Annotated in this window: 13 protein-coding genes and 2 tRNA genes; 6 read left to right on the forward strand and 9 right to left on the reverse strand. The window is 36.5% G+C overall.

All coding sequences use genetic code 11. The annotated features are described in order from the left end of the window. The first annotated feature begins 44 nt into the window (after window positions 1-44). Window positions 45-1,322 carry a UDP-N-acetylmuramoyl-tripeptide--D-alanyl-D-alanine ligase gene (murF, locus tag ABVM52_RS03980; protein ID WP_405383948.1) on the forward strand — a complete coding sequence of 426 codons (1,278 nt, stop codon included), beginning with the start codon at window positions 45-47 and terminating at the stop codon, window positions 1,320-1,322. A 2-nt stretch (window positions 1,323-1,324) separates the two neighbouring features. Here murF and ABVM52_RS03985 read toward each other — a convergent pair whose 3' ends face one another. The 9 genes from ABVM52_RS03985 to nhaD all read right to left on the reverse strand — a co-directional run bounded on the left by ABVM52_RS03985 (window position 1,325) and on the right by nhaD (window position 11,838). Next, window positions 1,325-3,040, reverse strand: coding sequence for an efflux RND transporter periplasmic adaptor subunit (locus ABVM52_RS03985; protein WP_405383950.1), 1,716 nt, complete (start codon window positions 3,038-3,040; stop codon window positions 1,325-1,327). 12 nt (window positions 3,041-3,052) lie between these two features. Continuing rightward, a complete protein-coding gene (locus tag ABVM52_RS03990; protein ID WP_405383952.1) occupies window positions 3,053-6,724 on the reverse strand; it encodes an efflux RND transporter permease subunit in 3,672 nt (1,223 codons plus the stop codon). A 155-nt stretch (window positions 6,725-6,879) separates the two neighbouring features. Continuing rightward, window positions 6,880-6,954: transfer RNA gene (locus ABVM52_RS03995), tRNA-Val, on the reverse strand. A gap of 94 nt (window positions 6,955-7,048) precedes the next feature. Then, a tRNA-Val gene (locus ABVM52_RS04000) sits at window positions 7,049-7,123 on the reverse strand. 59 nt (window positions 7,124-7,182) lie between these two features. Then, entirely contained in the window at window positions 7,183-8,394 is a 1,212-nt protein-coding gene (locus ABVM52_RS04005) for a bifunctional folylpolyglutamate synthase/dihydrofolate synthase (RefSeq protein WP_405383954.1), read from the reverse strand. Next, on the reverse strand, window positions 8,391-9,329 hold the full coding sequence (locus ABVM52_RS04010; protein ID WP_405383956.1) for an energy transducer TonB: 939 nt from the start codon (window positions 9,327-9,329) through the stop codon (window positions 8,391-8,393). Before ABVM52_RS04010 ends, ABVM52_RS04005 begins: the two co-directional genes overlap by 4 nt. Continuing rightward, window positions 9,330-9,716 (reverse strand): ExbD/TolR family protein, encoded by a 387-nt coding sequence (locus ABVM52_RS04015; RefSeq protein ID WP_405383958.1) that lies wholly within the window; start codon window positions 9,714-9,716, stop codon window positions 9,330-9,332. Between the two features lie 9 nt (window positions 9,717-9,725). Beyond that, window positions 9,726-10,415, reverse strand: coding sequence for a MotA/TolQ/ExbB proton channel family protein (locus ABVM52_RS04020; protein ID WP_405383960.1), 690 nt, complete (start codon window positions 10,413-10,415; stop codon window positions 9,726-9,728). Between the two features lie 52 nt (window positions 10,416-10,467). Beyond that, on the reverse strand, window positions 10,468-11,838 hold the full coding sequence (gene nhaD, locus ABVM52_RS04025; protein ID WP_405383962.1) for a sodium:proton antiporter NhaD: 1,371 nt from the start codon (window positions 11,836-11,838) through the stop codon (window positions 10,468-10,470). 340 nt (window positions 11,839-12,178) lie between these two features. Here nhaD and ABVM52_RS04030 point away from each other — a divergent pair, with 340 nt between their 5' ends. The 5 genes from ABVM52_RS04030 (at window position 12,179) to ABVM52_RS04050 (ending at window position 24,912) form a co-directional block, all read left to right on the forward strand. Beyond that, on the forward strand, window positions 12,179-13,318 hold the full coding sequence (locus ABVM52_RS04030; RefSeq protein ID WP_405383964.1) for an acyl-CoA dehydrogenase: 1,140 nt from the start codon (window positions 12,179-12,181) through the stop codon (window positions 13,316-13,318). Between the two features lie 318 nt (window positions 13,319-13,636). Beyond that, window positions 13,637-18,145: a glutamate synthase large subunit gene (gene gltB, locus ABVM52_RS04035; RefSeq protein ID WP_405383966.1), complete on the forward strand. Its 4,509-nt coding sequence runs from the start codon at window positions 13,637-13,639 to the stop codon at window positions 18,143-18,145. Between the two features lie 9 nt (window positions 18,146-18,154). Then, on the forward strand, window positions 18,155-19,621 hold the full coding sequence (locus ABVM52_RS04040; protein WP_405383968.1) for a glutamate synthase subunit beta: 1,467 nt from the start codon (window positions 18,155-18,157) through the stop codon (window positions 19,619-19,621). A gap of 127 nt (window positions 19,622-19,748) precedes the next feature. After that, complete coding sequence (locus ABVM52_RS04045; protein WP_405383970.1) at window positions 19,749-23,699, forward strand: two-component regulator propeller domain-containing protein; 3,951 nt, start codon at window positions 19,749-19,751, stop codon at window positions 23,697-23,699. Between the two features lie 259 nt (window positions 23,700-23,958). After that, a complete protein-coding gene (locus tag ABVM52_RS04050) occupies window positions 23,959-24,912 on the forward strand; it encodes a hypothetical protein (protein WP_405383972.1) in 954 nt (317 codons plus the stop codon). The last annotated feature ends 8 nt before the right edge of the window (window positions 24,913-24,920 follow it).

A 24,920-nucleotide genomic window follows, 5' to 3' on the forward strand; every position in this document is an offset into this window, starting at 1 on the left:
TAAAAGCCCTTTTCACAAAGGGCTTTTTTTATATCTTCGATTTTATGACGATCAAAGATTTACATTCGGTTTTTTTGAAATTTCCTTCCGTTAGTACAGATACTCGTAAAATTAATGAGGGAGATATATTTTTTGCCCTTAAAGGAGATAATTTCAACGGAAATTTTTATGCAGAACAAGCCCTAAAACAAGGCGCTAGTTACGCCGTAGTAGACGAAGAAGAATTCAACAAGAGCGATAGGACAATCCTGGTAAACGATACCCTTGCCTCGCTTCAACAATTGGCCAATTATCACAGAAAATTTTGCAAGGCTAAAATCATTAGCCTAACAGGAAGCAATGGCAAAACTACAACCAAGGAACTCATCAATGCAGTTTTATCTACCACATACAAGACTATAGCAACAAAAGGTAACCTAAATAACCATATTGGCGTACCACTGACTCTACTGTCCATAAAGCCTGATACGGAAATCGCAATAGTGGAAATGGGCGCCAACCATTTAAATGAAATTACGTTTTTAAGCAGTATTGCAGAGCCGGATTTTGGGTATATAACCAATTTTGGAAAAGCACACCTAGAAGGCTTTGGCGGCGTGAAAGGCGTTATTAGGGGCAAAAGCGAGCTGTATGAGTATTTGACCAAAAATAATAAATCTATCTTTTTAAATGCGGACGACCCCATACAACTCAATAAATTGAAATCTTACACGCACAAATACGGGTTCAGCACAGAGAATTCAAAATACTACAACATTGAATACCTAGGGGCACAACCTTTTGTCCGTGTAAAGTTTGATCATATTGAAGCAACTTCAAATCTAATAGGCTCTTATAATTTTCACAACTGCTGTGCAGCAATTATCATGGGGAAATATTTTAATGTTGAATTATCTCAAATAAAAAATGCTATTGAAAATTACACGCCCCAGAACAACCGCTCCCAAATTATTGAGACGGCAGGCCATTATATTATTTTAGATGCCTACAATGCCAACCCCTCAAGTATGAAGGCTGCATTAGAAAACTTTAGTACTCTTGACAAGCCAAATAAAATAGCAATATTAGGAGACATGTTTGAATTGGGTGATTCTGCAGACGTGGAACACCAAACCATAGCACAAATCACCGAAAAATTGAATATTGACCAAATGATCTTAATAGGTGAAAACTTTTATCGCACCAAAATAACATCAAATAAATTTAAAAAATTTGACGATTTAAAGCATTACTTGAACGAACACCCTATACTACAAAACTCAACTATTTTAATTAAAGGATCTAGAGGCATGGCACTGGAAAGACTTTTGGAAATTATTTGAACCTATTCCAAAATTCTGGTAACAGAACCGCAGGTCAACATTTTATCCCCAAAATACGGGTTCTTTATTGCCTTTTCCAAGCTTAACCAGTCCGCTCCTGAGTTATTATCCGCCATAGGACAATGTTGTAAATATATGGGAGCATTAAAATCCTGAACATGTGAGGCAAAAAAAGTAAATGATCCGGAAAGATTTTTAAAGCCTAAACGCTTCTTTTCAAGACCCTTCTCTGATATTATTGCTTCTGTCATTTCCTTGGAAATTTTCATATTTTTTTGAAATTCATTGCCCACATTATTCATGTCTATATTGTGCAATAATTCTTTTAATTTATTGGCAGTATTAACGGCATCCACTTTATTAGAGAATACTAGATTATCTTTTAATTCAAAATATATGTTTAATAATTCCTTTATTTGATCATTTAGGGCCACGGGCAACATTTTACTGTTTTCATTAGTTGCCATAATATTATGCCCATTACTAGAATCCTTAGCATACAGCATTGACTTTTTACCTTGTAATTGAGCAGCCGCATCTATGGTAAACGTTCCATTGGTTACCACTTCTTCCCCAATTTTCAGACCTTGCAACACTGTATAATTATTACCAATGGCGCTACCCAATTTAACCTCTCTCATTTCAAATATTGGCTTAGCGGAATTTGGTTTGACATAAACCACAGAGTGCTCACCCGCCCATAAAATTGCACTTTTGGGCACTACAATCTTTTGCTCATTTTCATTCTTGATTTTAACCTTGCCTTTTATGAACATGCCTGGCTTCCAAAGCCCTTTCGCGTTGGTAATATTGGCCCTAACTGCTACAATTCTTTTTCCTTTATCCAAAACAGGTTCAATAAATGAAATTTTAGTCTCTATAGAATCCGTATTGATTGCGTCTGAACTAATAACAATCTCCTGTCCTAACTTTAGCAATGGTAATTGGTCTTCATAGGCTTGAAAAACAGCCCAGACAGAATACAAGTTAGAAACCTTAAACAATGGATCCCCTTGTTTATAATATGAGCCCTCCGTGCCTAATATTTCTACGACCGTACCCGATACATCCGCTACCAAAGGAAAGTTTACAATAGGCTTTCCAGATTTTAATAGATCATCTATCTGTTTATCCGTTAATTTCCATAAACCCAATGTATTTCTTGCTGCAGCATATAGTTTTTCATGAGAATCCTTATAAGATGATGATGTCAATAATTTGTCTTGAGCCAAATATAATTCTGGACTATAAATAGTGCCAATTTCTTGGCCTTTCTTTACATATTCTCCAACATATTTAATACTAAGTTTGTCTATACGCCCATCAAACAAAGTGGTCTGTGTGGCATTGGTATTTTCGTTTAATGCTATTTCGCCAGCTAAAATTACTTCCCCACCCATGATATTTGAAGTAATTTTATGGGTTTGAACATTAGCTAAAGAAATAGCCCTCTCACTCATGGTGAATTTATATTCGTCTTGGAGCACATCCATTTTAGTCTTAGGAACAAGCTCCATTCCACATATGGGACATAGACCTTTTTCCTTACCTACAACAGTTGGATGCATGGAACAGGTGTAACGATCACCCGCTACATGTTGAACTTGGTTATGGGTAGATTGATTTGTACCACCAAAGAACAAATACCCTAAAAACAGCCCCGCTAACAATATCAAAAGGTAAATGATATAATTCTTATATGTATTGAAGATTTCCATTATAGCTATTTACTATTTTTTTAATTTTTGTTCCTGCCAAAAGCAGAACAATACCGGAACTACCAATAAGGTCACCAAAGCTACGAGCATACCACCAAAACTAGGAATGGCCATGGGTATTAAAATATCCTTTCCATGTCCTTTGGCCATTGTTATAGGCAATAAAGCCAACAATGTTGTGGCCGTTGTCATTAAACATGGTCTTATCCGTTTTTTTCCTGCTTCCAAAACCGCTTTTCTTACACCACTGATATTTTCAGGCGTCTTGGCCTCAAAATTTTGTTTAAGGTATGTGGCTATAACCACCCCATCATCTGTAGCTATACCAAAAAGTGCAATAAACCCGATCCAGACCGCCACACTCATATTTATAGTCTTTACATTGAAAACTTCCCTAATATCATATCCTAAAAAGTTAAAGTCCATAAACCAATCCTGACCGTAAAACCACAGCATTATAAAACCACCGGCAAAAGCCACCGCTATTCCCGAAAAAATCATAAAAGAAATAGTCAACGACCTGAACTGCACATAAAGTAATAACAAAATTGCCAACAATACCATAGGTATGACAAAAGACAAGGTTTTCTCTGCATGCAGATTATTTTCATAGGTACCCGAAAATCTAAAATTAACTCCTTCCGGAACTCGTATGTCGCCTTCATCGATTTTCAACTCTATATGTTTTTTTGCTTTCTCCACAGCTGAAATTTCCGCAAAGTCACTTTTTTTATCAAATAGAACATACCCCATTAGAAACCCATCCTCACTTTTAATTACTTGAGGACCTTTTTCAAATTGCACATCCGCGACTTGATATAGTGGTATACTGCCACCATTGGGCAATGAAACTAGAATATTACCAATATCTTCTGGTTCATCTCTATAATTTCTTGGATAGCGTAAAGTTACATCAAACCGCTCCCTACCTTCTATGGTCTGGGCCAAAACTTTTCCTCCCATTGCCGTTTCTAGTATCTCTTGCAATCTACTCATTGTCAAACCAAATCTTGCAGCTTTTATTCTATCAAATTTTACATTAATATATGGTTTGGCAACAATTCTATCAGAAAAAACAGAAGTAGCATCAATAGCATCAACCTTTTTTAATTCTTTTTCCAGAACCTGCCCAAATGCCTCTATACTTTCTAAATTTGGTCCAAAAATTTTAATACCCATTGGTGATCGCATGCCAGTTTGAAGCATTACCAATCTGGTTTCTATAGGTTGTAATTTGGGTGCAGAGGTTATACCTGGCAATGTAGTCGCAGCTTCAATTTCTTTCCAAATATCATCCGCACTTCTAATATGAGGCCTCCAATTTCTAAAATATTCCCCATCTTCATCAACAATCAACTCTTCTATTGATACACCAGAGCCTGAAGTAACCTCGCCCATTGTTTTGGTCATGAACAACCCTTCATTGGTCGTTTTAAATGAGATAGGATTTCCTTGATCATTTAAAATGAACTCAGGTTTATACAAAATTACATTTTCAAACATGGACAACGGTGCGGGATCCAATGCAGAATCTACCCTGCCGGCCTTACCAACTACCGTTTCTATTTCTGGGATGCTTGCCACGGCCATATCCAACTGTTGCAAAATTCTTTTATTTTCTGATATCCCAGTATGTGCCGTAGATGTTGGCATTAACAAAAATGAACCTTCGTTCAATTTTGGCATAAATTCCTTTCCCATTGTATTATAGGCCAAAACACCAAATACTATAATGGTTAGGGGTATGGCAAAAAATACCGCCTTATGCTCCATGGCCCATAATAATACATGTTCATAATATTTGTGAAATACATATAATCCTCCTAAAACTATTGAACCAATAAGAACTACAAAAATTAGATTGGTAGTAAAAAATGCTTGAATACCTAAAGGTTTCCAATAGTATGTAAGTATAAATACAATGGATATCACCAACCAAACCAATCTATATCTCTTTCCGGACAAATATGATATTCTGTTATAGTTTTCAAATAATTTTAAAACCATTAACCCTATTAAAGCAATACCAAACCAATAACCCCAATAACACATTAAAATTCCAATAAGGCCTAGACCAAAAGACCCCAAACCTTTTATATTTTTTTTATGTGTACTACTATACCAAGTTGATATGATTGGAGGTATAATGAATAACGCTAAAAACATAGCGGCCAAAAGGGCGGTAGTTTTGGTAAATGCCAAAGGGGTAAATAAGCGACCTTCTTCCCCAGTCAAAACAAAAACAGGTATAAAACTCAAAATAGTAGTTAAACCCGCAGTCATAATAGCTCCAGAAACTTCTTGAACCCCTTCAATGACCAAATTATCTATAGGTACTTCCTTTTCATTGTTCTCAATCTTGTGAACTATATTTTCAGACAAGATAATACCTAAATCTACCATTGTCCCTACTGCAATAGCAATACCGGACAATGCAACTATGTTGGCTTCAACTCCAAATAATTTCATGATGATAAAGACCATGAGTACCGCTATTGGCAATAGCCCAGAAATTACTAAAGAAACCCTTAAATTTCTCAGCATCACCAAGATTACCAATATGGCAATCAAAATTTCCATTGCAAGGGCAGAATTTAGTGTACCCAGAGTATTTTTTATTAATTCGGTACGATCATAAAATGGTACTATAGTCAGTTTTGACGTTCTACCGTCTTTGAGCATTTTAGATGGCAGCCCCTTTTCTATTTGTGAAATTTTACGCTTAACGGATTCTATAACTTTCTGTGGATTGGCTCCATACCTGCTTACAACAACACCACCAACGACCTCGGCACCTTCTTTATCCAAAATTCCCCTTCGCTCTTTTGGCCCCAAGGATACTACCGCAATATCCTTAATGGAAAGAGGTACAAAATCATTGGTGGTAATAACCGCATTTTCAATATCTTGAATATTTTCAATAAGACCCAGACCCCTTATTAAATATTCCGCATTATTGATTTCCAACGTTTTGGCTCCAACATTTTTATTGGACTCACTTACCGCCCTAACAACTTCATTAAGAGAAATTTGATATTGACGCATAAGCAAAGGATTAAGTTCAATTTGATACTCTTGAACATAACCTCCAATTGAAGCCACCTCAGCAACATTTTCCGCAGAGGCTAAAGCATTTTTTATATAAAAATCCTGTACTTTTCTTAGTTCATGCAAATCCCATCCACCGGTAACCCTACCTTCGTCATCCCTTCCTTCTATGGTATACCAAAACAACTGACCCAATGCGGTTGCATCTGGCCCTAATTTGGGCACTACATTCTTAGGAAGCAAATCTGGCGGTAGACTACTTAACTTTTCCAGAATACGGCTTCTACCCCAATAAAAATCGACATCATCGTCATAAATGAGGTATATCGTAGAAAAACCGAACATAGAGGAACTTCTTACTGATTTAACCCCTGGCAACCCTAAAAGGTTCGTGGTAAGCGGATAGGTTATCTGATCCTCTATATCCTGTGGTGATTGCCCTTCCCATTCAGTATATACGATTTGCTGATTATCACCTAAATTGGGAATGGCATCTACAGCAACGGCATTTGAACCTAACAGCCCATTATTCGTAAAAATAGGCGCACTTATTAAACCCCATAGTAAAAACACTACCAAAAGCACAAAGGCTACCAGTTTATTTTGCACTAAAAATTTAATTAAGTTGTTAAGCATAAAGGATTAAACTTATTTGCCAAATTTAAAACTATAAGTCTCTGATATTAAACGTGCGAAACAGGTATAGATTGTAGAAGTAAGATAACTAATTATTATAAAATTGACGTTGGGGCAGTATATAATTCTATTACGACAATTAGTTGGGAAATTTGTGGGATATACTGGATTCGAACCGGTGACCTCTGCCCTGTCAAGGCAGCGCTCTAAACCAACTGAGCTAATATCCCAAATTGTTAGATAAGTTAACTTACAACTTATTAAAGTAAGATATAAAATAACCAATTAAAAAAGGCTTCCAAAAAATGGAAGCCTTTTAACCTGTGGGCCCTACTGGATTCGAACCAGTGACCCCCTGCTTGTAAGGCAGGTGCTCTGAACCAACTGAGCTAAGAGCCCCAAAAGGAGTGCAAATATATAATAGTTTTACAATTCACAAAAGAAAAATCAATAAAAAATCAAAGAACTTCTGCTACTACAAAATTACTTCCGCCCACATAAATAAAGTCTGATTTTTTTGCTTGTTTTTTAGCTGCTTTAAACGCCTTATTTACAGTCTTATATGCATTACCGGAATATCCAGCTTCATGAAATAGCGCTTCCAATTGTTTTTCATCCAATCCCCTAGAAATTTTTGGCTTGGAAAAATAATAGGACGCATCTTTTGGAAATAAGCCTACAATTCCTTGTACATCTTTATCCTTTACAAAACCTAAAACTACATGTAAGTGTTTGTATTGCTGTTTTTTTATTTGTTCCAATACAACAGACAGTCCTTCCTTATTATGAGCAGTGTCGCAAATTATAGTAGGGTTTTCACCTAATTGCTGCCACCTACCCATTAGCTGGGTATTTACAACTACATTTTTTAATCCTCTAACAATATCACTTTTGATTATATCAAATCCATTCAACTTTTCCAATGTCGTTAAAACACCTTGGGTATTTTTTTGCTGATAATCCCCTAGTAAATCAACTTCATGATTTATAAATAATCTTTCTTCTGCAAAAGTAATCTCCGCATTCATGTCTTTAGCCCTTTTAATGAATACTGGTGCGGTTTTCTCGTTATATTCACTAATAACTACAGGAATATCCTTTTTAATAATACCCGCCTTCTCAAAAGCTATCTCTTCCAATGTATTTCCCAACATATCAGTATGGTCAAAACCTATATTGGTAATCAAACTTACTTCTGGTGTAATAATATTTGTTGAATCTAACCTACCCCCCAATCCCACTTCTATAATGGCAATATCAACCTTTTTATTTGCAAAGTGGGAAAAGGCCATACCAACGGTCATTTCAAAAAAAGAAAACTTTTTTTCATTAAAAAAAGTTTTGTTTCCTTCAATGAAATGCACCACCTCTTTCTTTTTTATTTTGCGACCGTTGATTCTAATACGTTCCCTAAAATCTTTTAAATGCGGAGAAGTGTATAGACCTACTTTGTAGCCAGCCTCTTGCAGTACCGACGCCAACATATGACTACTGCTACCCTTACCATTAGTTCCGGCAACATGAATACTTTTAAATTTTAAATGTGGATTTCCTAAATGGTCGACAAGAACCCTTATACCATCTAATTTTGCATTAAATGCATCTTTACCTTTATTTTGATACATTGGAAGTTGAGCGAACATCCAATTTAAGGTATTCTTGTAGGTCACTCTCCTAACTTGAAGTTAACAACAACAAAACCCACTTGTTGACTTGGAGCATTGCTATCCAGATTCCATTTATGCATAAATGCCGTTTTCTTTGCCGGCTCCAGTAAACATGGATCATTATTTGTAGTCCCCCTTACACCGGGAACTGCACTAACCACCTTACCGTTTCTATCTACGACAATCTTAACAACAACCCTTCCAGACTGGTTACATTCTTGTTGTACTTTACCTTTATTAACCAAAGACCTTCCATTTAGCCCGTAGCCTCCCGTTCCGCTTCCACTACCTGGACTTCCGTAGTAACTGGTAGCATATGGATCACCATCTGGCCGCCCTTTATCCCCGGCCCTGTTATCATCACCTTCACTTCCAGAAGCCGTACCATCAGACTTGTTCAAGCCCCCCATCATCTCATCTAAAGCACGTTTTTTTGCTTCTTGCTCTTGACGGGCCTTTTCTTCCGCATCCTTTTTCTCTTTTGCAATTCGTGCAGCCTCTGCTCTTTTTTTATTCTCTATCGCCTCAGCCTTTTTCTTGGCTTCGGCAGCGGCTTCTTCTGCTTTTCTTTTAGCCTCCTTAGCTTGATTTATTTTAATAGCTTCCTCAGATTCCTTGGTCAATAACTTTTCAGAGGGAGATTCCTCTTCTGCAGCTGGTTCTTCCACCTCCTCCACAGGCTCTTCAACAGCTTCAGCAACTTCTTGTTGAACCGGTTCCACAGGAGGGGTATCCAAAGGTTCTGATCGTATTTTTTCTTTGGGCTGTACCTTGCCGCTCCCAAATTCCATAGTACCGAAATTTACAGAAATCCCATTTTCTTCCGGTGGGTCCATATAAGTTAAACCTATATAAAACAAGACCAACAAAAGCGCACTTAACAACAATGTGGTAAGTGTCAATGATTTCTTTTTATGTCTTGTATCTAAAAAAGCCATTTAATTAGGGCGTACCGCCAAAATTACCTTGTAATTATTTCTATTTGCGATATCCATTACGTTTACCGCTTCTTTTATTGCTACACTTTCTTCTGCCCTTAAAATAATTGTAGGGCTATCTTGACCCGATAAGGCTTTTTTAAGCTCTATCTCAATATACTCACCATTTATGCGCTCATCATTTACAAAGTACTGTAAATTCTTATCTATACTTACCGAGACATTTTGGGTATTCGTAGACTTGCCTTTTGCTTTTGGCAACAATAAATCCAAAGCGTTGGGCGAGTTGGCCGTCAACATAAAAAATACAAGTAACAAAAAAACGATGTCCGTCATGGACGACATACTAAAGTCAGGACTGACCTTATTTCTTCCTTTTAATTTCATAATATAAAATTAAAGAGGTTCGTTTAATAGATCTAGGAACTCTACGGCATTGGCCTCCATTTTATGAACAACCTTATCTGTTCTATTTACTAAATGATTATAACCTACATAAGCTATAATACCTACAATTAGACCAGCTACCGTTGTAGTCATAGCCGTATAAATACCAGATGCCAATGAACCCATTTCCGCTTGACCACCACTACTGGCCATTTCATGAAAAGCAAGAATCATACCAATAACAGTCCCTAAAAAACCTATCATTGGTGCCGCACCGGCGACAGTGGCAAGGATACTTACATTCTTTTCTAGCTTATAGACTTCTAAGGTACCTGCATTTTCAATTGCGGTATTGATATCATCTAGTGGCTTTCCAATTCTGGAAATACCCTTTTCCGTTAATCTAGCGACTGGTGAATCTGTTTGGGCACATAAAATCTTTGCTGCTTCTAATTTTCCCGTAGTAACATGATCCCGAATTTGGTTCATGAAATTCTTATCTATTTTGGATGCGGCATTGACTGCCAACAATCTTTCAAAATAGATATATAAGGCTACACCCAACATTATAAAAAGAACCGTAATAATGATAACGCTACCCGTACCACCGTTAAAGATCAGATCTATAACCGATAAGGTCTTTTCTTCTGACATTAATTCATCGCTCGCTTCTTGAGCCAAATCCTGGAATAATAACATAGTGTTCTTTAAGTATTGAATTTGCCTTTATAACGATGAATTGCGGATTAAATTATCCATGTAGAACAAAATCTCTTAACAATATGAAAACAACCGCACCACTTACAAAACCAATTAAGGCCAACCATGCAATTTTTTTCAAATACCAGAAGAAATCTATTTTTTCCATTCCCATTGCCACAACCCCGGCTGCGGAACCTATAACCAACATACTACCACCTGTACCGGCAGAATAGGCTATAAAATGCCATAAGGGGCTATCCATAGGTTCACTAAACATACCCATACTTGCAGCAACCAATGGTACATTATCAATAACAGCAGAACCTACACCAAACAGCATTACAACAATATCCGTATCAGGTATAGCTTCATTCAAAGCACCAGCAGCGTTAAATAGGATACCTAAAGACTCCATAGCGGCAACAGCTAACAAAATACCTAAGAAAAACAGTATACTAGGCAACTCTATCTTAGATAAGGAATGGTGTACCGGACTATGATGACCACCCTCTTCATGACCACCCCCATCAACATTGGAAATGCTGAATTTTTTATTACTGTAAATTTCCGCAAACGTAGCCACAACTGCCAAAGACAGCATCATACCCACATAAGGAGGAAGGTGCGTTACCGTTTTAAATATGGGCACGAATAAAATGGCCCCTAATCCTAAATATAACATAGTAGCACCATATTTAGACTTAGAACTCTCTCCATCCAAATCACCATCAATCAACCCTTTAAAAACTTTAAACCTACCGGCCACCAAAACAGGAACCAACATACAAACCAATGAAGGTAACAATACATGTATGACCAATTGCCCAGCACTTACTTTATTTGCAATCCACAACATTGTTGTAGTTACATCCCCAATTGGAGACCATGCTCCACCAGCATTGGCCGTAATTACGATCATACCGGCAAACCACAACTTGGTTTCGCGGTCCTTTATTACTTTTTGAAGTATAGTAATCAATACAATAGTTGCTGTAAGGTTATCTATAATGGCAGATAATATAAATGCCAAAATAGAGAACAACCAAAGAAGTTTACTTTTCTTCTTTGTTTTTATAAACCCTTTAATAGTTGCAAATCCATCAAAATAATCTATAATCTCAACAATGGTCATGGCCCCTAAAAGGAAAAAGAGTATTTCTGCCGTCTTACCTAAATGATGCAACAGAGATTCTTCCATGATATGCATTTTATCTGCATGCCCCAATTCAGAAAAACCAGAAACCAGACCTTGCTTAACAGAATCGAACCAATTCTCATAACCGTCTATTCCAAGCGCTATCAAAGCCCATAAAATGGCCATCATGGCCAATGCCGGAATAAGCTTATCTATTTTAAGATTGTGTTCTAAGGTAATGGCAAGATATCCTGCCAAAAAAATTATAATAATAATGGTCTCCATACTCGTTGGTTTTTTTTAATGTCTTCTAGTAAGTTGTCAAATATAAGTTCAAATTCCAAAAAATTAAATTATCTAAAGATATTTAAAATTGTATGTGAATTCCTAATGAATTGACAATAATAACCAAGATATCTGACATCCAAATACTTAAATTCAACTAAATAAATATTAACCAGTTTTTATTCACATTGTTTTAACTAAACCATGCAGCAAACCGCCTTAAATTTAATATGGTATTAACAAATTACTTGGCGAATAAATTTACCAAGGTCAATTTTAAGTTTAGATTTTCTCTCCGTATATCTTTATCTTTGAGAATATAACATTTAACCTCTAATTCATGGATTTTTCTTTAACCGAAGAACAAAAATTAATTCAACAAGCTGCAAAGGATTTTGCACAAACCGAACTATTACCGGAAGTAATTGAAAGGGACGATGCCCAACGATTTCCGGAAGAAGAGGTTAAAAAACTTGGCGAACTAGGGTTTTTAGGAATGATGGTAGACCCTAAATACGGGGGAAGCGGCCTAGACACGTTATCTTACGTACTGGCCATGGAAGAACTTTCAAAAATTGATGCGTCTACCTCTGTAATCATGTCTGTCAATAATTCATTAGTTTGCTGGGGACTGGAAAAATTTGGTACGGAAGAACAAAAAGAGAAATACCTGACCAAAATTGCCACCGGCGAAATTTTGGGTGCGTTCTGCCTATCCGAACCTGAGGCCGGCAGTGATGCAACTTCCCAAAGAACTACGGCCATTGACCAAGGCGACCATTATATATTAAACGGAACAAAAAACTGGATTACCAATGGCAGCTCCGCTAGTGTATATATTGTAATAGCCCAGACCGATAAGGAGAAAAAGCACAGGGGAATAAATGCCCTTATCGTTGAGAAAGGTGCCGAAGGTTTTGAAATTGGCCCCAAGGAAAATAAATTGGGTATACGCGGTAGTGACACGCATTCCCTTATATTTAATGATGTAAAGGTCCCAAAGAGCAATAGAATTGGTGAGGATGGCTTTGGATTTAAATTTGCCATGAAAACCTTGGCAGGGGGCAGAATAGGTATTGCCGCCCAAGCTTTGGGTATAGCGGCCGGAGCATATGAACTTGCGTTGAAATATTCAAAAGAAAGGAAGGCTTTTGGTACGGAAATAAGTAACCATCAAGCTATTGCCTTTAAATTAGCGGATATGCATACCGATATTCAAGCAGCTCGTTTATTGGTCTATCAGGCAGCAAGGGACAAGGATAACGGCACCAATTACGATCTTTCTGGAGCAATGGCAAAATTATATGCCTCTAAAGTGGCTATGGAAACAACGGTAGAAGCTGTTCAGATTCATGGAGGCAATGGTTTTGTTAAAGATTATCATGTAGAAAGACTTATGCGTGATGCAAAAATTACACAGATATATGAAGGTACTTCTGAAATTCAGAAAATTGTAATTTCCAGAAGTATTTTGCAATAAAAAACAGTAAATACTTGAACACCCCCAAATTTTTAGGGGGTGTTATTTTTATTTTGGAGGAATAATTTTGTTGATCACCACATAAGCTTGGGTGAAATTGTTACAAAGCACCACTTCACAAATTTTACCCCCCTATTTTCTTCTAATATTCACTCTCTTTAACTTAAATTTATCAATCTGATAAATTGAGCTATGCAAAAATTGATAATTATCGATTTTTTATGGTTTAATTAGAATCGTTGAATTTATTACCTGAATTAGTTCAAAACACTGAATATAATTCAAATAAAATGATATTTTTGAAGAAATACCACAAATATGACATTGAAGAAGCAAGGATTATACCTACCAGAATTTGAACACGACAACTGTGGAGCTGGCTTTATTTGCAGCCTTAAAGGAAAAAAGTCTAATGATATTATTCATAAGGCCCTAGAAATACTTGAACGATTAGAACATAGAGGTGCCGTCAGTGCCGATGGCAAAACAGGAGATGGTGCGGGAATTCTTATTGACATTCCCCATGATTTTTTTCAGTCCGTTTGTGATTTTGACTTACCGGATGCAGGAGAGTATGCAGTAGGTAATATCTTCTTTCCTAGGAAAGAGAACCAACGCGATTTCTGTATTTCCGTATTCGAGGAAAACATTAAAAAACAAGGCCTTAAATTATTAGGGTGGCGAAATGTTCCCGTAAACCGTTCCGTTCCTGGTAGAATTGCTTCGGAAACAGAACCTTTCGTAAAACAGATTTTCATTGCCAAGGAAAATTCAGAGCAGGATTATTTTGAATTTAATTTAAAACTGTTCATCGCTAGAAAAGTTACGGAACACACCATTATTAAATCCAAATTATCAGAAAGCAAATTTTTCTACGTTCCCAGCCTTTCCACCAAAATCATCATATTTAAAGGGCTGCTTATGCCTTTGGACATTAGTCTTTATTATTCAGATTTAATGGATTCCCGTGTGGTTACAAGGTTGGCCCTGGTACACCAACGTTTCTCCACAAACACATTCCCAACTTGGGATTTGGCACAACCTTTTAGGTATATGTGCCACAATGGCGAAATCAACACTCTTAGAGGTAATGTTTCAAGAATGTATTCAAGAGAAGAACTTCTTAAGAGTGATATGTTCGGTGATGAAATAAAAAATATTTTACCTATTATATTACCTGGAAAATCTGACTCTGCCACCATGGATATGGTCGTAGAATTACTTCTTATGACCGGTAGATCGCTGCCAGAAGTTATGATGATCCTTGTTCCTGAAGCCTGGGAAAAGAACATGGAAATGTCAGAGGCAAAAAGAGCTTTTTATGAATACCATTCCTGTATGATGGAACCGTGGGACGGACCTGCATCCATACCTTTTACAGATGGTAATTTTATTGGTGCCGTTCTAGATAGAAACGGGCTAAGACCTTCTAGATATACGGTTACAAAAGATGATTATGTAGTCATGTCCTCAGAAACGGGTGTAGTTGAAATTACACCGGAAAACGTAGAGTTTCACGGAAGATTAGAACCAGGAAAAATGTTCTTGGTAAATATGGAAGAGGGTAGAATTGTCAATGATGAGGAAATAAAGGAGAAAATTGCAAAACAGCAACCATATAGTAAATGGCTAAAAGACAACTTGGTTCACTTAAAGGATATACCTTATAACGACTGTCCTTTATTCTTGGGCGAAGAATCCCTTGAAAAAAGAAAATCGGTCTTTGGTTATACTTTGGAAGATATCAATACCATTGTCTTACCAATGGCCAAAGCCGGGAAGGAACCAATTGGTTCTATGGGGTCAGATACTCCAATCGCAGTTTTGTCACAACGTCCTCAACTGATCTACAACTATTTTAAACAATTATTTGCACAAGTTACCAACCCACCGTTAGACGGTATAAGGGAAGAGCTGATAACAGATATTAGTTTAACCCTAGGTAGCGACCACAACATATTTGAATTTTCTGAGCTTCATTGTAGAAAATTGAAAATTCAAAACCCGGTTATTTCCAAAGAAGATTTGGATAAAATCAAGAATTACGATGTTAGTCCAGATTATAAAGTAGCATCCATACCAATTCTTTATGACATCAATAAAGGTCACAATGGTTTAGAAGATGCCTTACAATCCGTCTTGGACCAAGCTTCCAAAGCTGTAGACGAAGGCACAAATATTATTATTCTTTCAGACCGAAGCGTTAGTGAAGAGTTTGCCCCTATCCCTGCACTATTGGCTTGCTCCTTTGTTAATAGCGGACTTCAAAAATTAGGAAAACGATCTAAACTAAGCGTTATTATAGAATCTGCTGAACCTAGGGAGGTTCACCATTTTGCACTACTGTTTGGTTTTGGTGCCAGTGCAATCAACCCCTATTTAGTAAATGAAATTATAGCAGAACAAATAGAAGAACATGATATTACCGATATAACTTTTGATGAAGCCATTAAAAATTATAATAAGGCTATAGGTAAAGGTATTTTAAAGGTGATGAATAAAATTGGTATATCTACCTTAAATTCTTACCGTGGATCACAGCTTTTTGAATGTATTGGTATTAATACAAAGGTTGTTGAAAAATACTTCCCTAATACTCCAACCCGTATTCAAGGTATTGGTCTTTATCAAATTGAAAAGGAAATAGCTCTTCGCCACAGAAAAACATTTCATAAAAATGAAATTGCAGCATCTTTAGATTTGGAAATTGGTGGTGAATATAGATGGAGAAGAGATGGTGAAAAACATATGTTCAACCCACTTTCAATTGCCAAGCTACAAAAATCCGTACGTAATAATGAGCCGGATACTTATAAGGAGTACTCCAAAATGGTCAATGAACAATCTAAACACTTAATGACCATAAGGGGACTTTTTGAATTTTCTAACTATGACCCAATTCCGTTAGATGAAGTTGAGCCATGGACAGAAATCGTTAAAAGGTTTAAAACCGGAGCCATGTCCTATGGATCTATTAGTCAAGAGGCCCATGAAAATCTAGCGATTGCCATGAACCGTATTGGCGGTAAAAGTAATTCTGGAGAAGGAGGCGAAGACCAAAACCGTTTTTATAAAAATGCCACTGGAGATTGGAAGAATAGCGCCATAAAGCAAGTAGCTTCGGGTAGGTTTGGAGTTACATCCAATTACCTGACCAACGCCAAGGAAATTCAGATTAAAATGGCTCAAGGTGCCAAACCTGGTGAAGGTGGCCAGTTACCTGGACCTAAAGTAAATCCACAGATAGCAAAAACGAGAAATTCCACACCTTATGTAGGTTTAATTTCTCCCCCGCCACATCATGATATTTATTCTATTGAAGATTTATCGCAATTAATTTATGATTTAAAATCTGCGAACAGAAAAGCAAGGATCAATGTAAAACTGGTATCAGAAGTTGGTGTGGGTACCGTTGCCGCCGGGGTAGCAAAGGCCAAGGCAGATGTTGTACTGGTAAGTGGATTTGATGGTGGTACCGGAGCTTCACCATTAACCTCCTTAAAACATGCCGGTCTACCATGGGAACTTGGTATTGCAGAAGCTCAACAGACCCTTGTCCTAAATGATCTAAGAAATAGAATTGTCCTAGAATGTGACGGACAGTTAAAAACAGGAAGAGACGTTGCTGTAGCTTGTCTTTTAGGTGCGGAAGAATTTGGTTTTGCTACCGCACCATTGGTTGCCTCTGGTTGTATTATGATGAGGGTTTGCCACTTAAATACTTGTCCTGTAGGTATTGCCACCCAGAATCCTGAATTAAGAAAGAAATTTGCTGGTAAACCAGAGCATGTAGTGAACTACATGTATTTTGTAGCCCAGGAGTTACGTGAAATTATGGCCCAACTTGGTTTTAGAACCATTAATGAAATGGTTGGACAAGTACAAAAGTTAGACCGTAAAAAGGCAATAGAGCATTATAAGGCTGCGGGTATTGATTTAACCCCAATATTACATCAAGTAGATGTACCAATGGGTACCAAGTTCTTCAATACAGAAAAACAAAAACACGATATAGACAAATCTATTGAGTTTGATATTATAGCAAAAGCCAACCCATCCCTATTTAGAAAGGAAAAATTAATTTTGGATTACCCTATTTGCAATACCGATCGTGCTGTAGGTGCTATTATCAGTAATGAAATTTCTAAAACATACGGTGCGGAAGGATTACCAATTAATACCTTGAGACTTAATTTTACCGGATCTGCTGGTCAAAGTTTTGGAGCTTTTGCAACAAGAGGTCTAACCATGGTCGTAAATGGAAATACCAATGACTATTTAGGTAAAGGGCTGTCAGGCGCAAAACTTGTAATAAAGGTACCTGAAAAATCAACTATAGTACCGGAAGATAATGTAATCACCGGTAACGTTACATTATATGGTGCCACTGCCGGTAGAGCCTATATAAATGGCAAGGCTGGGGAGCGTTTTTGTGTTCGTAACTCGGGAGCAAAAGCTGTAGTAGAAGGTATAGGTGACCATGGTTGTGAATACATGACAGGTGGTATTGCCGTAATTCTAGGAGAAGTAGGTAGAAACTTTGGTGCAGGTATGAGTGGCGGAATTGCCTATGTCCTTGATCAGAAAAAAACATTTAGAAAACAGTGCAGTACGGAAGGTTTAAACCTTTTAGAGGTTACGGAGGATAATGACATTAAACAGTTAAAAGATTTGATAACAAGTCATTATAATTCAACATCGAGCCCGTTGGCACAAAGAATCTTGGAAAATTGGGAATCTTATCTACCAAAATTCGTTAAGGTTCTTCCAGAAGAGTACAGACAAGCCCTCATACGCTTAGAAAAAGAAAATTTACAAACCATATAAAATCGAAACATGGGGAAGACAACAGGATTTTTGGAATTCGATAGAAAAGTAGAAGCATACGCTCCAGTAGAGCAGCGAATAAAAAATTATAAGGAATTTACGGTAAAAATGCCGGAGAACGAGCTTAAAGATCAAGGCGCACGTTGCATGGATTGTGGTATTCCGTTTTGCCATAGTGGTTGCCCATTGGGCAATTTAATACCAGATTTTAATGATGCGGTATATCGTGGCAAATGGGAGAAAGCAAGTGAAATATTGCACTCCACCAATAATTTTCCGGAATTTACGGGTAGATTATGCCCAGCACCTTGTGAAGAAGCCTGTGTTTTAGGTATTAATGAAGATCCGGTGACGATAGAAAATATTGAAAAAAATATTGTTGAAACCGCTTTTGAAAAAGGATGGATCACGGCTAAACCTCCACTTACTAGAACGGATAAAAAAGTTGCCGTAATTGGCTCTGGTCCTTCTGGTCTTGCCGCTGCGCAACAATTAAACCGTGCCGGTCATCTGGTCACTGTTTTTGAACGTGATGCTAAACCGGGTGGTCTTCTAAGATATGGTATTCCTGATTTTAAGATGGAAAAAAACGTAATCGACAGAAGGTTGGAAGTACTTAAAGAGGAAGGAATAATTTTTAAATGCGGAGTTCATGTAGGAAAGGATATCCTTGCCGATGATTTGAAAAAAGAGTTTGATGCGGTAATACTTTCCGGTGGGGCTACCGTTAGAAGAAATTTACCTATTGAAGGTGCCGACCTGAAAGGAGTTGTTCAAGCCATGGATTTTTTAAGTCAGAACAACAAACGTGTTGACGGCATAAAAGATTTAGGAGAAGAAATTAAAGCTACGGACAAAGATGTAATTGTAATAGGAGGTGGTGATACGGGGTCAGATTGTATAGGTACTTCTATTAGACATGGTGCTAAATCGGTATCCAACTTTGAAATTATGCCAATGGCCACACCAGAAAGACCTAAAGATCAGCCATGGCCGTTTTGGCCAATGAGGTTGAGAACAAGTTCTTCCCATAAAGAAGGTGCTGAACGTTTCTTCAGCATATCTACCAAACGCTTTATTGGTGATGAACAAGGAAATTTAAAAGGATTGATTACTGCCGAAGTGGAATGGATCAAAACATCTGGTCAAAGACCGCAGTTAAAGGAAGTTGAAGGAACTGAAAAAGAATGGAAATGCGAGTTGGCCTTACTTGCAATGGGCTTTACAGGTTCAGAGACAACATTGGCCGATCAATTTGGTGTGGAACTGGACCAAAGGACCAATATAAAAGCTTCTGAAGTTAATTATCAAACCAATATTCCAGGGGTGTTTGCCGCTGGTGATCAACGTAGAGGACAGTCTTTGATTGTTTGGGCCATATCAGAAGGTAGACAAGCTGCACACCACGTAGATAAGTATTTAATGGGGTCATCTGCACTTCCGTTAAAAGGTGACGGAGATTTGCCTAGGGTATAAATTTTAAGGTAAAATCTATAACAAGAAAATTTGCCTATACAAATTGTATTGTTAGAAACAGTTTAAATTATTATATTTAATAAAGCGGTTTCTTTCAAGACGGTTTCGTAAAGGCAAATTTTCTTTTATGTCTCAGATTAAATCATTTAGGACTGGTATATTTCTTCTAATCAGTGCCTTGTTTTTTAATCTATATACCCTCTACCCACAATTTGCAAATCATAATAAATTTCCACTTAAGTCCCTATCAGTAAATGAAGGACTTCAAACAAATAGTATTTTTGACATTGATCAAGACAAAAATGGATTTCTATATTTTGCATCACCTGATGGACTAAGTAAATGGGATGGAAAGGAATTTAAGTTTTACCCCAAAAATTTTGTGAGTGAAAGTGATATCGTAATTTACGACGATAAAGTTTATATAGATAAGCAAAACCAAATCTGGATAAATACAGGAGAGGGGTTTATTGAAAATTTTGATTCCATAACCAATAGGTTCAACCGCGCATTACATTTTCCCTTTCCCAAAAGTATGTATCAAGATTCTAACTACAATATGTATGTTGGCACCTCTAATTACGGTCTTTTTAAGATAGACCATCTTAAAAAAGATACGCTACAAGTATTGCACAAAAAGGATTTTCCTGAACATATTCATGCCATCATAGAATACAACTCTAAAATATGGTCTGCTACCAGCAACGGTATACTTACAACAGATAGAGAAAACAAATATCATTACATAGCGGATACTGATAATTTCGGCATAGAGTATACAAGTATAGCTTCCTCAAAAAAACATGGAGTTTGGGCCGGAACATTTCAGAAAGGCATTTACAAATATGATCATATAACAAAAAAGTTTATGCTCATATCAGAAATTAATGGCCAACCTTTACCTACGGATCTATACGTGCATACTATGTTTTTTGATAGCCAAGATAAACTGTGGATTGGCACCTATGGCAGTGGTGTGTATTTCATAGATTTTGAACTTGGTAAAATACAACAACTTGCCAACAACAAATATGACCCAACTTCTTTGTCCTATGATGCGGTAACATCAATTTTTGAAGACATCGCAACTAATATTTGGATCGGTACTGATGGTGGCGGGGCAAATATGTATGATTCGCATTTGTTCAAGTTTAAAAAGCTTTCATCGCAAGATCTTCCAAAAGACATGAACTTAAATATGATCAAAAGTCTTGAAAAAGATACCGGTTCTGGACTTTGGATATCTACCCACAATTATGGCCTGTTCCACTTTAACACTGACACTTACAGAATACGGCAATTTAATGTCCAAAATTCACCGCTTCGGTCAAATAAAATTCAATTCATAAAATTGATAAAACACAAATTATGGATTGCCACAGAAAATAATGAAATACAGGTAATGGATTCTTTGGGGAATTTTAAAACCTATAGTAAGTTTACCACACCAAGACTTGATATTAGTTACATCTATGAGATTTACGAGGATTCTACTGGTAAAATTTGGTTAACAACTGCTGAAGATGGGCTTGTTTTATTTGATGAAGAGCAAGGTATTATGGAAAAGTATATTCCAAAGCCGGAAAATAAAAATTCCCTTTCAAGCAATCTTATATTTTCAATTAAAGAGGACCAAAACAATAATTTATGGCTTGGTACCAAATACAAGGGCTTATGTAGATTAAACTTGGTTACAAAAAAAATTGATCGCTTTCCTCAGGTTGAGGGTATGATAAGAACTATTTATGTAGATAGAAAAAATATTATATGGCTAGGAACCAATGGTGACGGACTTATTAAATTCAATCCGGAAACTTTAGAATTAAAAACATATTCAACTGATGACGGACTTGCAGGCAATGTTGTTTATTGCATTCTCCCTGATAGACAAAATAACTTATGGTTAAGCTCTAATAGTGGCCTTACCAAATTTAATCAAAAAGATGAATCTACTGTAATTTATGACCAACACGATGGCTTACAATCTTTAGAATTCAATGACAGTGCAGGTTTGGTAGATACCATTAACAACACACTCTACTTTGGGGGATCAAAAGGATTAAATTGGTTTAACCCATCATTAATCAAGAAGAATCCGGTAGCACCTAAAACCGTAATAAAAAAAATTGAGGTTTTTTCTGAGGAACAACCTATTACGAAAAAACCAATTTTCAAATACAATGAAAATACCCTGACCTTTACTTTTGCCGCACTGCATTACTCATTACCGGAAGAAAATCAATATAAATATAGACTGGTTGGATTTGAAGATGACTTTACTTCTTCCAAAAAGAGCAATTCCGTTAGATATACAAATCTAGCACCGGGAACATATGAATTTCAAGTAATATCATCTAATTATGATGGTGTGTGGAATACAAATCCCGCCAAGCAAAGTTTCACGATTTTAAAACCTTGGTATACAACCAATTTAGCAATGACCGTGTATGGATTTTTACTTTTACTCGGCATATATGGCTTCTACCGGTATTTCAAATGGCGTTGGTACATAAAATTAAAGCTCTCCCAAGAGCAAAATGAAAAGGAACGATTAAAAAAATTAGATGAAGCAAAAAATAAACTTTACACCAACATATCTCACGAAATAAGAACGCCATTAACCCTTATTTCAGGGCCGGTTGAAAACCAATTATCAAAAAAAGACCTTACCGAGGAAGACAAAAGAGAACTTACCCTTATTAAAAGAAGCTCTGACCGACTATTGAATCTAGTAAACCAGATGTTAGACCTTTCAAAATTGGAATCAGGAAATTTAAGGTTAATGGTAAGCCAAGGAAATTTAAAGGTATTCTTATTAGAAATAATAAGCTTTTTTGAATTTAAGGCAAAGGAGAAAGGTATTAATTTTGAGAGTATTATAGATTGTAAGGAATCAGCCTGGTTTGACAGGGATTCACTTGAGAAAATCATATCTAATTTACTTTCCAATGCAATAAAATATTCCTCAGAGAATGGCAAGATAAAAGTTAAGGCCCACCAACATGAACATCATCTTATATTTAACGTCGTTAATGACTCTAGAAATTTAAAACAACAGGACTTGTCAAGGATTTTTGACAGATTCTATCAAGGCGATAATAATAATGATGGGGCAGGAATAGGTCTTTCATTAGTAAAGGAATTGGTTACCCGCCTACATGGGGTCATCGTAGCCCAACTTATAGATAAGAACAAGGTACAGTTTACGGTGACACTACCAACTGAATCATCCTATTTTGCTCCTGATGAACTGGCCAAAAATATGAAGAGCAAAAGTCAAATTTTTAGTAGCCAGACAGAAGATGATACTAAAATGTCGATTGAAAATAAAAAAAAGCCCTTACTCCTATTGGTGGAAGACGATTTAGATATTCGACATTATATCAAATCCATATTTAAAACTGATTATAGGATTGAAGAAGCTATAAATGGACAAGAAGGACTGAAAAAATCGTTTGACTCAAATCCAGATTTAATTATTAGTGATGTGATGATGCCCGTTATGGATGGCATAGAAATGAGCAACACTTTAAAATTTGATGCAAGAACAAGTCATATCCCCATTGTTCTTTTGACCGCTAAAAGTGGACAACACCATGAAATTGAAGGCCTAAAAACCGGAGCGGATGCTTACATTAACAAACCATTTAATCGTGAAAAATTGGTGATTACCGTTCAAAAACTCATAGAACTACGTATAAAAATACAGAAGCATTTCAGTCAGACATTGAGCATCACCCCAGAAATTGCCATAACAGCAACAGAAAATAAATTTCTGGTTCTATTAAAAAAAACATTGGATACCCATATTACTGACCCTAGTTTTTCTAGTGAATTCTTTTGTAAGCAAATGGGTATGAGCAGAACACAGCTGCACAGAAAGCTAACAGCCATTGTCGGAATGTCCACAACGGAATTTATTCGTTCTCAAAGATTAAAGTTAGCTAAGGATTTATTACTTAATACAGATGCATCTGTTTCTGAAATTGCCTATCAAGTAGGTTTTTCATCGCCTTCATATTTTAATCGTTGTTTTAAAGAGTATTTTGGAAAAACCCCTTCAGAATTTAAGAAATAACCCCTTCCATCCCATTCATTACATCACTTGAAACATATGTTCTAATCTTAGGAACATATCTGCAATCCATTGGCGTCATCCCACCCTACTTTTATCCTGTTCTAAAATAGCAACATGCATTTTAAATTGTACAAAACAGACAAATGTAGCATATATGTCCCCATTGACCATATGGAAAAAGGCACATATAAACTTAAGATTTTAGAGAACAATAAAGTGATAAAAACATTCAAAATATATAAAAAATAAAATCTATCGTATGAAATCCAACAGCAATAACATCATAGTTTGGCTAGGTATATTTTTCGCTTTGCAAGGATGCATGGAACCCCAAAAAGATAAAAAATCACAACTTGTATCAGTAAATATGGATAACACTTCAGGTATCTTCAATGTACGTACCCTTGGTATGGAATTTAACTCAAAAGATACACTGAACTCTGGTTGGAACAAGATTGTCTATACCAATGAATCTGAAGAAGTTCATTTTATTCTATTTGATCTTTATCCTAAAGGCAAAACAGCTAAAAATACCAAGGAAGAGATTTTACCTGCTTTTGAAGAAGGAATGAAATTAATCATGGCTGGAGATATGGAAAATGCAGTGGCAGCATTTGGAAAACTTCCTCCTTGGTACCAAGAGGTAAAATACATGGGCGGTACGGGTTTAATTTCTCCAAAACATACGACAATGAGCACAGTATACCTGGAACCGGGTTTATATATAATGGAGTGTTATGTTAAAATGTTTAATGGCGAATGGCATACTTCACACGGTATGTATAAAGAAATTATTGTCACGGATAAAAAAACAGGGCTACAACCACCAACCCCAACTGCAAAAATAGAAATCTCAAGCTCCGGAGGTATTGTATTAAAAGATAGAATTGATAAAGGGAATCAAATTTTTGAAGTAGATTTTAAAGACCAGACCACTTACGAGCACTTTTTGGGGCATGATGTCAACTTGGTCAAATACAATACGACAGCGTCTTTAGACGAACTGATACATTGGATGAATTGGATGAATCCTGAAGGGTTAAGAACGCCAACACCAGAAGGATTTACATTTCTAGGAGGTGTCAACAACCTTCCTGCCAAAAGTAAAGGATATTTTGAAGCAGAACTTACCCCAGGTAATTACCTTTTAATAGCAGAAGTACCCAAATCTGATGAAAAAAAGCTACTCAAAAAATTTTCAGTTAACAATTAAAACCTTCC

Source organism: Maribacter sp. LLG6340-A2 (assembly GCF_045057105.1).
GTDB lineage: Bacteria > Bacteroidota > Bacteroidia > Flavobacteriales > Flavobacteriaceae > Maribacter.